This window comes from Brevibacillus sp. NPDC058079, assembly GCF_042885155.1.
Taxonomy (GTDB): Bacteria; Bacillota; Bacilli; order Brevibacillales; family Brevibacillaceae; genus Brevibacillus.
Window position 1 is genome coordinate 126192 of record NZ_JBHVSO010000003.1, and the last position, 12536, is coordinate 138727.

Below are 12536 nucleotides of genomic sequence, written 5' to 3' on the forward strand. Positions count from 1 at the left end.
CCCGTACTAAAGAGAGGTGTTGTTCTCTTGTTTTTTACCGAAGCGGGATAAAGATTTCATACGCATTGTCGACCCGAGCAGACTCATGCACAGATGGAACATATCGTTGATCGTAGCGCTCCATGCGAAGAGCTTGCTCGTCCACCTGATGGCCATTCTCGTTGAGCCAACCAAACAGGCCGTGGTATGTATTTTGTACCTGTTCCATCGGTCCTGTGTGGGTAAAGCGGGCGTATGTCTTCGCTGGCATCGTGAACCCGATCATGCCCTCAGGGATATGCTCGAAACGCTCTACTTCCACCACAATGTACTCGGTATACATTTGATACGTCCGATTCTCTTCGCTGATGTCGTAACGAACATCTGGTGAAATCACGAGAGGAATCTCATCCTGGCGCTTCAAAAAAGTCTCCCACAGCTTTGGCATGTATTCCACAAGCATCGGAAATGCACCAGAGAAGCTAAGGCCAATCAGATGCTTTTGCGGTACGTGAACAATCATCCCTTCCATGTCTCCACCTCATCATCTGCATTTTCCTTCGTATTTTGACAGGGAGTGGAAAAATCCTGCAAAAAAAAATCAAAAAAGCACCTCCTGCATCAGGAAGTGCTTCTTCTTTTCATTCTTTATTCAAACGCTTTTTTCATCGCTTTGTAGCTCGCTTCAATCGTCCGTTCGATATTTTCATCAGTATGTGCCAAGGAAACGAACATACCCTCAAACTGGGACGGCGGGATCATGATGCCTTCCTCCAGCAGATAGCTAAAGTACGCGGAGAAACGCTCCAGATCGGATGTTTTCGCTGTTTCATAGTTGATAACCGGTGTCTCTGTGAAGAACAGGCAAACCATGGAGCCTACGCGATTGAGCGTGTGCGGAATGCCCAGCTTCTTGGCATTGTCAGCCAAGCCTTCAGCCAAACGAGCGGACATCTTCTCCAAGCGTTCGTAAGCGCCTGGTTTGCTGAGCTCTTGCAAGGTAGTCAAGCCTGCTGCCATTGCCAAAGGATTACCCGACAGCGTTCCTGCTTGATAGATTGGTCCTGCTGGAGCCACTTGCTGCATGATCTCCCGTTTGCCGCCGTATGCACCAACTGGCAAGCCACCGCCAATGACTTTCCCCATCGTTGTCAAATCCGGAGTAATGCCGTACAGCTCTTGTGCACCGCCCAATGCTACACGGAAGCCAGTCATGACTTCATCGAAAATGAGCAGTGTCCCATGTTTCTCCGTAATTTCACGCAGTCCTTCGAGGAAGCCTGGCTGTGGAGGAACGACCCCCATGTTGCCGCCGATTGGCTCCACAATGACTGCTGCCAGATCATCGCCAAACGATTCAAATGCCAGTTTGACGCTTTCCAGATCATTGTAAGGAACCGTAATCGTGTTGTGTGCTGTTCCTTCTGGTACGCCTGGGCTGTCTGGAAGTCCGAGTGTAGCCACACCAGAACCAGCTTTGATCAACAGGCTGTCTGCATGACCATGGTAGCAGCCCTCGAACTTCATGATTTTGTTGCGTCTGGTATAGCCACGCGCGAGACGCAGAGCGCTCATCGTCGCCTCTGTACCGGAGTTCACCATGCGCACGACTTCTACAGATGGCACGATCTCACAAACGAGCTTTGCCATTTCTGTTTCCCGCTCAGTCGGTGCGCCGAAGCTGGTTCCAAGCGCAGCTACTTCCGTAATCGCTGCGAGGACACGCGGATGCGCATGACCCAAGATCAATGGACCCCACGAGCCGATGTAGTCAACATAGCTGTTACCATCCACATCAAAAATGCGGGAGCCTTCTCCTTTTGCGATGTAAACAGGATTGCCTCCGACGCTCTTAAAGGCACGGACCGGACTGTTTACTCCGCCTGGTATGTAATGCTGTGCTTCTGCAAATAACTGAGTAGATTTTTCTCTATTCATCTCGTGCTCACCTCGCCAGCCATTTTGCAACATCTTTTGCATGGTACGTAATGATCAAATCTGCACCTGCGCGCTTGAAACCAACCAATGTTTCCATAACGATACGCTCTTCATCGATCCAGCCATTCAGAGCTGCCGCTTTTACCATGGAATACTCTGCACTCACATTGTAAGCCACGATCGGCAGGTTGAAGTTCTCACGCAGACGAAGGACCATGTCCATGAAGGCAAGACCTGGCTTCACGATCAAGAAGTCAGCGCCTTCTTTTACATCGGAAGCTGCCTCTCGCATTCCTTCACGTGCATTGGCCGCGTCCATTTGATAGCTTTTGCGATCGCCGAATTGTGGAGTCGAGCCTGCCGCATCGCGGAACGGCCCGTAGAAAGCAGAAGCGTATTTCACCGCATAGGACATGATCGGAATGTGTTCAAAACCAGCCTCGTCCAAAGCTTCACGGATTGCAATCACGAAACCGTCCATCATGTTCGAAGGTGCAATGATATCTGCTCCAGCTTTTGCTTGGGAAACGGCGGTCTGACCCAAAAGCTTCAATGTTTCGTCATTCACGACTTCGCCTTCATGAATCACACCACAGTGACCATGATCGGTGTATTCACACAGGCATGTATCTGCAATCACGAGCATTTCCGGATGGGCTTCCTTGATCAGACGCATCGCCTGCTGGGTAATCGCATCATCATTGTACGCCTCTGTTCCACATGCGTCTTTATGTGTTGGTACCCCAAACATTAAAACAGCTTGAATTCCCAGAGCTACGATTTCCTTCATCTCTTCGGCCAGTTTGTCCAAGGAGAGCTGATACACGCCTGGCATGGACGGAATCTCATTCTTAATACCGGTTCCTTCCACTACGAATAACGGATAAATCAAGTCTTCCACCCGTACGTGGTTCTCCCGCACCAGATTACGCATAGCCGCGCTTTTGCGAAGACGGCGATGACGGTCAAATGTTTGTGCCATGTCGATTCCCTCCCAGATTCTCTATGATAGCTACTAGTAATCCTTCCACGGTGTACTCACTCGCTACCACATGAACAGAAAGCCCGTTTTGTTTTGCTGTATCGGCCGTTATTGGTCCGATACAGGCTATCTGAACGTGCTTAAGCCAGTCAAACGATGCATAAGGCTCCATCGCTGCCATAAAATGGGTCACCGTTGAAGAGCTGGTAAACAAGATGATATCGATGAGACCTTGCTGGAGCTTTTCCGCTGCATCTGGAGCCTGCTCTGCATCAATGACAGTGTGATACACGTCTACCTCTGTCACAGCAAGTCCCAAGCGAGCCAACTCCTTTGGCAATGCCTTGCGGGCAATATCTGCACGAGGCAGCAGAACGCGCTGACTAGGAAGCAGTTGATCATACAAGCTCGAAAGCAAGCCCTCCGCCACGTAATCAGACGGGATGACAGCTACTTCGAGTCCGTGATGCTCAAGGGCCTGGGCCGTCTTCGGACCGACCGCAGCAATTTTGCCAGTGAACGCTTCAAGGCCTACCCCGACCTCGTGCATGCGCTCCAAAAAGAAGCGTACGCCATTCACACTCGTGAAGACCACCCAGTCGTATGTTGGCAACTGGATGATGGCTTCGTCGAGCTTGGCAGTGTCCGTCGGCGGCATCATTTTTAACAGGGGAAATGCGTATGCTTCTCCACCCAACCGCTCGATATGTTCAACGAGCTCGCGAACTTGACTTCTTGCCCGCGTGACCATGATGCACTTGCCAGTCAGCGGCTTGTGCGATCCGTGGACAATCATTGCTCATTCTCCCGCAGTACTTGCGCAAGTACGTCTCCCGCTCCTTGCGCCAGGAGAGCTTCCGCCACTTGAATACCCAGGGCTAATGGATCCTGGCCAGTCGCCGTGTTTTTGAACATTTGCTTCCCATCTGGGGAGCCAACCATTCCGGTCAAAGTAATTTCATTGTTCTCACCAATTGTCGCATATGCGCCAATCGGCACCTGACAGCCTCCTTGGAGTTTATGCAGGAAGCTGCGCTCTGCCGTTACCGCCAAACGCGTCAGTGCGTCATCAAACTGCTTCAAGAGAGCGAGTGTCTCCTCATCGTCTGCACGGCACTCGATGGCAAGCGCACCTTGACCGACAGCTGGCAAGCTGATTTCAACAGGCAGGAACTGCGAGATGTTCCCTTCAAAATTCACGCGCTCAAGTCCAGCTGCAGCTAGGATGATCGCATCAAAATTTCCTTCCTCCAGCTTGCGCATGCGCGTATCAATATTTCCACGCAGAGATTCGATCTGAATGTCAGGGCGATGTGCGAGAATTTGTGCAGAACGGCGCAAGCTACTAGTCCCTACCAAAGCTCCTTGTGGTAATTCATCCAATGTCTTGCCGTCCTTGGAAAGCAGGACATCACGGGGATCAACACGCTTTGGAATCGCGCCGATTACCAAGCCCTCTGGCAATTCAGCTGGCATATCCTTCAAGCTGTGTACCGCAAAATCGGTTTCCTTATCGAACAAGGATTGCTCGATTTCTTTAACAAACAACCCTTTTCCGCCTACTTTGGACAAGGTCACATCGAGGATTCGATCGCCTTTTGTCACGATTTCATGCAATTCAAAATCAGCCTCAGGTGCTAACCCCTTTAGTTGATCTATGACCCAATTCGTTTGGGTGAGCGCCAATTTGCTGCGACGCGTTCCCACTTTCCATTTTCCCATGACAGCCTCCTTGATGAACAGCCCCTACCACCAGTCGTGAAATGTAGAAGTAGTGAAGCCTAAAAAATTGATAAGCAGTAACAAAAACGCCAAGACGTTCCACTGCGCGAGTCTGCGCATCTGCACCGTATCCCGATAGCGTTGGTACAGCCATAGCGAATAAATCGCAAGAACCAGCATGGAGAGCACTACTTTTGAATCTAGCAGAAATTTCTCCGGCAAAACCATTTTACCCCAAATGATCCCTAATACAATCGAGAGCAAGAGCATCGGTACACCCAGCATGTTCATTCGGTACGCGTAGCCTTCCAATTGATCGAGGCTAGGCAACCGCCTGAGCAACGGGGACCAGCGTCTTTCCTTGAGCATTTTGTGCTGAAGCAAGTACATGGCCGAGAAGATCATGGAGAGCGAGAACGCCCCGTAGCTGAACATGGCCAGTGTCACATGTGTCAACAATAGCTCAGAGGTCAAGATACTCGATACAGCCTCAATCGGCGTTTCCGGCAAAAACATCGACATGACGAGCACGACGAACCCGATAATATTAGTAAAAAATACCAGCAAATCAATCCGAAAAAAATAGTGAATGGTAAGCGACAAGCCTACCAGCACCCATGAATAAAAAAAGAGCGTCTCAAACAGCGTAATGACTGGAAAATACCCCTTCATGACTGCTTGCGAGACAAAAAATGCGGTTTGCAAGGCCCAAACGACAACAAGCAACCCGAAAGCCAGACGATTGACTTTCCGGTTGCTTTGCAAGAAGTCGTTAAAATAGAAGAGAACACTTGCAGCGTAGAGAAAGATCGTCAAGTCGTAGATCCATCTCACCTCGGCCATGTACTCTCTCCCCCACTTTCCCAATCGGTTTCTAACAGTAGCAGATAGATTGTTAGGTCAGCTTAGTCAGGGAACCGGGAAGCCAATACTTGCTCCCGAGAAGAAGATGTCTGTTTATTTTTATCGTTAGACCAGATTGCTTCCTGTTCTTTTCGCTCCAGGATCTCCTCCAACGCAAACATTTTCTCGAAAATATCCAGTACTTCTTCCCCATCTTTGGTAGCTGCCATTTCTTTTAAACGCACGACCGGATCGTGCAACAATTGATTGACAATGCCCTTGGTTGTCTTGCGGATGATGTGCATCTCCCGCTCAGACAGGTTCGGCAGCTTGTTTTCGATTTTTCGCATCGCTTCGCTTTGGATCGTGTTTGCCTTGTCACGCAGTGCAGCAATGAGTGGCGCCACTCCAAGCGTCTGGTACCAGGTCGTGAATGCCACAATCTCTTCTTGAATCATGACATCCAGACGTTCCGCTTCACGAGAACGTTCTGCAACGTTACTCGCAACGATGCCTTCGAGATCGTCAATATCATATAAAAATACGTTATCAAGATCATGCAAGTCAGGATTCAGGTCGCGAGGAACTGCGATATCCACCATGAACAACGGTCGATGCTTCCGTTGTTTCATGATCGGAGCCAGTTCTTTTTTGCCGAGGACATAACCTGTCGCTCCGGTCGAGCTGATGACGATGTCTGCTGTGAGCAGTGCCTCTGGCAGCTGCTCCATCGTACAGGAGTCACCCTTGAACTTTTCTGCCAAAAGCTGCGCTCTCTCCAATGTACGATTCGCTACCATGACGCGTTCCGATCCATTTGTGTGCAGGTGCTTGGCGGTGAGCTCACTCATTTTGCCCGCTCCGACGATCAGGACAGACTTCCCTGCGAAGGAACCGAAGATCTTTTTCCCCAGTTCGACAGCAGCGTAGCTGACAGAAACCGCATTTTGTCCAATCGCTGTCTCTGTATGGGCACGCTTAGCGAACGTAATCGCTTGCTTGAACAAGGTGTTGAAGACAGTACCTGTCGTTTGACGTTCCTGCGCCAACAGGAACGCATCGCGGACTTGTCCGAGGATTTGTGTTTCTCCCATTACCATCGAATCAAGACCGGAAGAGACGCGGAACAAGTGCTCGATTGCCTGTTCGTTCTCTTTTATATAGAGATGATCCTTAAATTGTTCTTTCTCCACGCCGAACCATTCAGCCAAAAAACGGCGGGTATAGTCTCGGCCAATATTCGCCTGGTCGCAAACGACGTAAATTTCCGTCCGGTTGCACGTCCCCAGGATGATACATTCTGCGATACTCTTCGTCTGGGAGAGAAGATGAAGAGCGCGTGCTGTTCCATCGTCGCTGAATGTAAACTTTTCGCGAATTTCGACAGGAGCTGTTTTGTAGTTTAAACCCAGCAAAAGAATATCCATAATGTCCTCCCAGAATAACAAACCTGTTAGCGGCATATGTAAAATGCACTATTATTATATCATTATGTCCCGAATCGGATAAGAGTAATTGTGAAAAGTTTATTAACGGAGTGTACTTTGCGTATCTCCTATATAATCCGCTTGCGTTCCATCCTGGAATCCCTTATGATGTCGGCTATACATGAAAACAGAAGAAAAATTGCGAAAATGTCAGAAAGGAGAGGAAAGAAGCTTTGAGAAAACCTTGGATGGCAGACATAACGCTGCTCCTCGTCGCAGTTATCTGGGGAACTACGTTTTTGATCGTACAACAGGCAATCACATCGCTGCCTCCCAATACGTTTAACGCTGTTCGTTTTACCATTGCTGCGTTATTTTTATTGATCATCTATTTCATCCGCAATCGTCATCGTGGGCAGACCTCTGAATGGAGAGGGCCACTGCTTCGTGCAGGCGTCATCCTCGGCTTTTGGCTCTGTCTGGGATACGCCTTACAGACCGTAGGACTTTTGTATACTTCGCCGTCCAAAGCTGGCTTTATCACTGGATTATCCGTCGTATTGGTGCCGCTTTTCTCGTTTTTGCTCTTACGTGAGCGCGTCAAGCCTTTCGCTATCGTCGGTGTGATTCTAGCAGCATTCGGCTTGTATCTGCTGACGCAGAACCAGTCATTCTCCTTTAATCTCGGTGATGCCCTGATCTTCGTCGGTGCAATCTGCTTCGCCATGCAAATTGTCTCTACCGGTAAATACGCACCTCGTTTTGCAGCATTGCCCCTTGCCATCACGCAATTAGGCACGGTAGGTGTGATGAGCTGGCTGTACGCCTTTTTCTTTGAGGATTGGAGTCGTGCTTTTGATCCGGCGATCTTGTTCATACCCGAGGTGGCCTTTGGTTTAATCGTCACTTCTATTTTCGCCACGGCACTGGCCTTTCTCGCGCAGACGGCCTTGCAAAAACAAACCAGCTCGACGCGGGTCGCTCTCATTTTCGCTTTGGAGCCCGTATTTGCTGCAGTCACCTCATACGTCTTTATTCATGAAATATTGAGTGGAAGACAGTTAACTGGATGTCTCCTTATTTTCACCGGCATGATTCTCGCTGAGCTGCCGATTCAAGAATGGGTGCGGAGTTTCCGTCAGAGAAAACCAAATGACGGTCGTGAATCCGCCTGATACGAAAAGCAAAAAAGTTCCTTCTCCCCTGCGGGAAAGGAACTTTTTTTATGAGCTCTTCTTGACCTCTAGCATTACCGCATCCACAAAAAGCTGCATGACCGGTCCGCACACTTCTTGCGGGTAACGCTCCGTTCGTTTGAGCCACTGTTTGAGGCGGAGCAAGTGATACGCTGCTTGTGGCAGTCGCCCTCTTGTCCCATGATCGATGAGAGCGACTGCCGACAGACCGACCTTAGTCCACAGATGGAACTTCTCCACCCACGGCCTCGTTTCTTCTGCCAGCTTCTGATTCGTCATTCCTGCCAACAGCTTGTCTGCCGCAGCCTCCATCTTCTGAAAAAGAGCCGTCAAGTCAGCAATGGCTTTTTGCCGATCTCCCTGCAAAAAATGAAAGCGGAAGGTCAGGATAGCTTCTAGCAATCGCGGCGATTCCACCTCGCATAAAAACGAGCTTTGCACGTTATCCGCAAAGGTGAAGAACGCATCTGCATCCTTTTGTCCCGCTACTTCCTCTACGGCTTGTTTCCATACTCTATCAGGATCGTAGCCGATCGGATCTCGCAAATAAGCTGCCGTCGTAATCAAAGGAATCTTCGAGCATTCTGATCTAGACATCGCATTCGCCACATAGCCTGCTGCGTATTGCCACAGGTCAGGATCACGGTGACGCAATGGACCGATATGTAGTTCGTTCGCCATCGCCAAATCATTCACCGGGTAGTTGTCCCAATAAAATGGCTGATGACCCGTGTACTCCTGAAAGCGAATGGCATCCCCATCCGTCAGGTAGGGCGAGCAGACGAATCGTCCCGTCCAGAACAAATCGATTTCTGGCGGCAAATGCTGGCCGAGGTAAATGATGTACGCTTCTTTTCCAATCCCGTTGTATTGAGTAGGACAGACAACCAACTTAACTGATTCGCCCCAACTGCGTATCAAATCCCACACATAAAGTGTCGTACGGGCATGCGCCTCCGCCAAATGGGCAAACTCGGCTACATCCTTCTCATGCAACAAATGCATGGGGATATCATCGAACAATAACGCAAAGTAGCGCACACCGCGATCGTACAAATCCCGATACTTCCTACCTAACAGCGCCAAGTGCTGACGATTCGTATATTCCATGCTGAGCCCAGGACCCAAGCAATAAATAAACTGCATGTTGCGAGTCTTAGCCCGCTGGATCAGCTCATCTAACTGTTGATTGGCTTTCGCAGGAAGCGGCTCCATCCAGCGTTCCCGCAGATACTCGTCATCTTTTGGAGCGTAGAAATACGCGTTGTAATCATGTCGGTGCAAAAAGTCGATCATATCCAGCCGCTCTTCATGTGTCCAAGGTGTTCCATAGAAGCCTTCGATCACACCACGTACAGCAAAGCAAGCACTCCCGCTCACTCAGATGCTCCCTTCCCCACGACGAATTGGGTCTAAGAATTACTCATTGGCTGGAGCAGTCTCCTCAGCCTTAGTAGCCGTCTCCCTGGCCATTTCCTCGCCAGCACGGATACGACGCATGATTTCTGCCCACAGTTCATCCTTACCTTGACCTGTCTCCGAGGAAAATACGATGATCGTATCATCCCCGCGCAAATTCAGGCTTTGACGGATGATCTTCGTATGCTGTAGCCAACGCCCGCGAGCGATTTTATCACCTTTCGTCGCTACGACTACGGTAGGGATCCCGATTTGCTTACACCAATCGTACATCGCAACGTCTTCTTTACTCGGAGCATGACGAATATCGACTAGTTGAATAATGAAGCGAAGCTCTTCCCGATTTTTCAAATAGCCCTCGATCATTTTTCCCCATTGTTCCTTGATCGTCTTCGCTACCTTTGCATACCCATAACCCGGGAAGTCAACGAAGTAGAGCATTTGATTCACACGGAAATAGTTTAATGTCTGGGTTTTACCCGGACGAGAACTGATCCGGGCAAGCCCTTTGCGGTTCATCATTTTATTGAGCAAGGATGATTTTCCTACGTTGGAGCGTCCTACCAGCGCGATCTCATGGAGACCATCAGTCGGATACTGCTTTGGTCCAACCGCGCTGATAATAAACTCTGATGATGTTACCTTCATGCTTTGTCACCTACTGGCTGTTTAGTTAGAGCGTGACGCAGCACTTCATCTAAATGATCAACTGGATAGAATGTCAGTTCACCGCGTACGCTCTCCGGGATATCCTCGATATCCTTCTCGTTGTCTTTTGGCAAAATGATCGTGGTTAAACCTGCACGGTGAGCAGACATGCACTTTTCTTTCAGCCCGCCAATTGGTAGAACCCGACCTCGCAACGTAATCTCCCCCGTCATCCCCACTTCTTTTTTCACAGGGATTTTCGTGAGGGCGGATACGAGTGCGGTTGCCATAGTAATCCCAGCAGACGGACCGTCTTTTGGAATCGCCCCTTCTGGAAAGTGGATGTGGATATCGTTCTTCTCATGGAAGGACGGATCAATTCCCCACTGATCTGCATGGGAGCGAATATAGCTGAATGCAGCCTGTGCAGATTCCTTCATGACATCACCCAGTTTCCCTGTCAGGGTGAGCTTTCCTTTTCCAGGCAAAATGCTGACTTCTACATTCAGCGTATCTCCGCCTGCTTGTGTCCAAGCCAGACCCGTAACGGAGCCGACTTGATCTTTTTTCTCCGCCAGTCCATAGCGGTAGCGCGGTTTGCCGAGGAGTGTCTCCAACGTCTTAACCGTAACCACGACACGCTTCTTCTCACCGCTCACGATCAGCTTGGCAGCTTTGCGGCATACGTTGGCTGCTTCGCGATTGAGGTTGCGAACACCCGCTTCTCGCGTGTACAGACGAACGAGCTTCAGCATCGCATCGTCGTTCATTTTCAGCTTATCTTTGCCCAGACCGTGATCCTGCATTTGCTTCGGCAAGAGGTAATCACGCAAAATGTTCAGCTTTTCCAGTTCAGTATAGCTGGAAATTGAGATGACCTCCATCCGGTCCAAAAGCGGACGCGGAATCGTATCGAGACTATTTGCGGTCGTAATAAACATGACGTTCGTCAAATCATAGGTCTCTTCGATATAGTGGTCACTGAATTTATCATTTTGGTTTGGATCGAGTACTTCGAGCAGTGCAGACGCAGGGTCTCCGCGGAAATCAGACGCGAGCTTGTCGATCTCATCCAGCAAAAAGACAGGATTAATCGTACCAGCTTGCTTCATTCCTTGTATGATTCTTCCTGGAAGAGCACCTACATACGTGCGGCGGTGTCCGCGAATCTCTGCTTCGTCGCGTACTCCACCCAAGGAAATGCGAACGAAATTGCGCCCGATTGCACGCGCTACGGAACGGGCCAGAGACGTTTTCCCGACACCCGGAGGGCCTACCAGGCAAAGGATCGGTCCACGCATGGAGTTTACCAGCTTTTGTACTGCCAAATACTCCAAGACGCGCTCCTTGGGTTTATCCAAGCCGTAATGATCTTCATCGAGAACTTGCTGTGCATGATGAATATCCAGATTATCTTCTGTCGTTTTCGTCCACGGCAGCGCGAACAAGGTATCGATATACGTACGGATTACTGAGCCTTCCGCAGAAGTCGCCGGCATCTTCTCCAGACGCTCGAGCTCCTTCTCGATCTTCGTTTTGATCCGCTCAGGAGCGTCCGATTTTTCGAGCTGAGCACGCAGCTCATCTACTTCGCCTTGGCGTCCGTCCTTGTCGCCCAGCTCTTTTTGGATGGCTTTCATTTGCTCACGCAGGTAATATTCCTTTTGCGTGCGCTCCATCTGTTTCTTCACGCGGTTGCCGATCTTGCGCTCCAGCTCAAGTACCTCGCGCTCGTTGTTCAAAATGGTCAAAAGAATTTCGAGACGTTCCTTGATGTTGGTCGTCTCCAAAATTTCTTGTTTATCCTTCATCTTAAGCGGCAAATGCGAAGCAATCACATCCGCCAAACGTCCTGGTTCCTCAATGTCCTGCACAGAGGTTAGCGTCTCTGGAGAAACCTTTTTGGACAGCTTGATGTACTGCTCAAAGTGTCCCAGCAAGGAACGCATTAATGCTTCCACTTCGTTTTGCTCTGTTTTTTCATCTTGCAAATATGTAATCGACACGACGAAATAATCTTCCTGTTGAAGATACTCCTCGATCTTCGCGCGTTGCAAGCCTTCTACCAATACACGGATTGTCCCATTCGGCAGCTTCAGCATTTGTTTCACACGCGCAACGGTACCAATACTGTAGATTTGCTCAGCATCTGGCTCTTCTATATGGACCTCTTCCTGTGTCGCAAGCAAAATCTTGTTATCGTCTACCATGGCTTGCTCCAATGCGCGGATGGACTTTTCCCGTCCAACGTCCAAATGGAGTACCATTGTCGGATAAACAAGCAATCCTCGCAACGGGAGAAGCGGTAATTCTCGTTTACCGGAACGTTCGCCCAAGCGGATGCACCTCTCCTTGTTGATCTACCCTCTTACAAAGAGCCTT

Annotated in this window: 11 protein-coding genes; 1 reads left to right on the forward strand and 10 read right to left on the reverse strand. The window is 49.6% G+C overall.

The features are described from left to right. Positions 1–34: 34 nt before the first annotated feature. From ACFVS2_RS10885 to hemA, 7 genes are all read right to left on the reverse strand, one after another. Positions 35–511: a GyrI-like domain-containing protein gene (locus tag ACFVS2_RS10885; protein ID WP_390233678.1), complete on the reverse strand. Its 477-nt coding sequence runs from the start codon at positions 509–511 to the stop codon at positions 35–37. A gap of 116 nt (positions 512–627) precedes the next feature. Next, positions 628–1917, reverse strand: a complete 1290-nt coding sequence (hemL, locus tag ACFVS2_RS10890; protein WP_390233680.1) for a glutamate-1-semialdehyde 2,1-aminomutase — start codon at positions 1915–1917, stop codon at positions 628–630. A gap of 7 nt (positions 1918–1924) precedes the next feature. Continuing rightward, a complete protein-coding gene (gene hemB / locus ACFVS2_RS10895; protein WP_173618961.1) occupies positions 1925–2899 on the reverse strand; it encodes a porphobilinogen synthase in 975 nt (324 codons plus the stop codon). Beyond that, the gene (locus tag ACFVS2_RS10900; protein ID WP_390233683.1) at positions 2883–3695 is read right to left on the reverse strand and encodes a uroporphyrinogen-III synthase; all 813 of its coding nucleotides are present in this window, start codon (positions 3693–3695) and stop codon (positions 2883–2885) included. The genes hemB and ACFVS2_RS10900 overlap by 17 nt, the downstream gene beginning before the upstream one ends. Beyond that, positions 3692–4621, reverse strand: a complete 930-nt coding sequence (gene hemC, locus ACFVS2_RS10905; RefSeq protein WP_390233685.1) for a hydroxymethylbilane synthase — start codon at positions 4619–4621, stop codon at positions 3692–3694. The genes ACFVS2_RS10900 and hemC overlap by 4 nt, the downstream gene beginning before the upstream one ends. 24 nt (positions 4622–4645) lie before the next feature. Beyond that, entirely contained in the window at positions 4646–5464 is an 819-nt protein-coding gene (locus ACFVS2_RS10910) for a cytochrome C assembly family protein (protein ID WP_173618964.1), read from the reverse strand. A gap of 62 nt (positions 5465–5526) precedes the next feature. After that, positions 5527–6891, reverse strand: a complete 1365-nt coding sequence (gene hemA / locus ACFVS2_RS10915) for a glutamyl-tRNA reductase (RefSeq protein ID WP_173618965.1) — start codon at positions 6889–6891, stop codon at positions 5527–5529. 233 nt (positions 6892–7124) lie between these two features. Between hemA and ACFVS2_RS10920 the strand changes: the two genes are divergently transcribed. Continuing rightward, positions 7125–8066, forward strand: coding sequence for a DMT family transporter (locus tag ACFVS2_RS10920; RefSeq protein ID WP_390233689.1), 942 nt, complete (start codon positions 7125–7127; stop codon positions 8064–8066). A gap of 48 nt (positions 8067–8114) precedes the next feature. On the opposite strand, the gene ACFVS2_RS10925 is transcribed toward ACFVS2_RS10920, so the two are convergent. From ACFVS2_RS10925 to lon, 3 genes are read right to left on the reverse strand one after another with little or no spacing between them, the layout of a single operon-like run. Beyond that, on the reverse strand, positions 8115–9467 hold the full coding sequence (locus ACFVS2_RS10925; RefSeq protein ID WP_390233691.1) for a protein O-GlcNAcase: 1353 nt from the start codon (positions 9465–9467) through the stop codon (positions 8115–8117). A gap of 39 nt (positions 9468–9506) precedes the next feature. Beyond that, a complete protein-coding gene (yihA, locus tag ACFVS2_RS10930) occupies positions 9507–10154 on the reverse strand; it encodes a ribosome biogenesis GTP-binding protein YihA/YsxC (protein ID WP_173618967.1) in 648 nt (215 codons plus the stop codon). Further along, entirely contained in the window at positions 10151–12490 is a 2340-nt protein-coding gene (gene lon, locus ACFVS2_RS10935) for an endopeptidase La (RefSeq protein WP_173618968.1), read from the reverse strand. The genes yihA and lon overlap by 4 nt, the downstream gene beginning before the upstream one ends. Between the last annotated feature and the right edge of the window lie 46 nt (positions 12491–12536).

What these genes read in the sequence shown, in the direction of transcription:
- ACFVS2_RS10885 (WP_390233678.1), bottom strand. Translation starts at nt 511, where the DNA reads ATGGAAGGGATGATTGTTCACGTACCGCAAAAGCATCTGATTGGCCTT.
- hemL (WP_390233680.1), bottom strand. Translation starts at nt 1,917, where the DNA reads ATGAATAGAGAAAAATCTACTCAGTTATTTGCAGAAGCACAGCATTAC.
- hemB (WP_173618961.1), bottom strand. Translation starts at nt 2,899, where the DNA reads ATGGCACAAACATTTGACCGTCATCGCCGTCTTCGCAAAAGCGCGGCT.
- ACFVS2_RS10900 (WP_390233683.1), bottom strand. Translation starts at nt 3,695, where the DNA reads ATGATTGTCCACGGATCGCACAAGCCGCTGACTGGCAAGTGCATCATG.
- hemC (WP_390233685.1), bottom strand. Translation starts at nt 4,621, where the DNA reads ATGGGAAAATGGAAAGTGGGAACGCGTCGCAGCAAATTGGCGCTCACC.
- ACFVS2_RS10910 (WP_173618964.1), bottom strand. Translation starts at nt 5,464, where the DNA reads ATGGCCGAGGTGAGATGGATCTACGACTTGACGATCTTTCTCTACGCT.
- hemA (WP_173618965.1), bottom strand. Translation starts at nt 6,891, where the DNA reads ATGGATATTCTTTTGCTGGGTTTAAACTACAAAACAGCTCCTGTCGAA.
- yihA (WP_173618967.1), bottom strand. Translation starts at nt 10,154, where the DNA reads ATGAAGGTAACATCATCAGAGTTTATTATCAGCGCGGTTGGACCAAAG.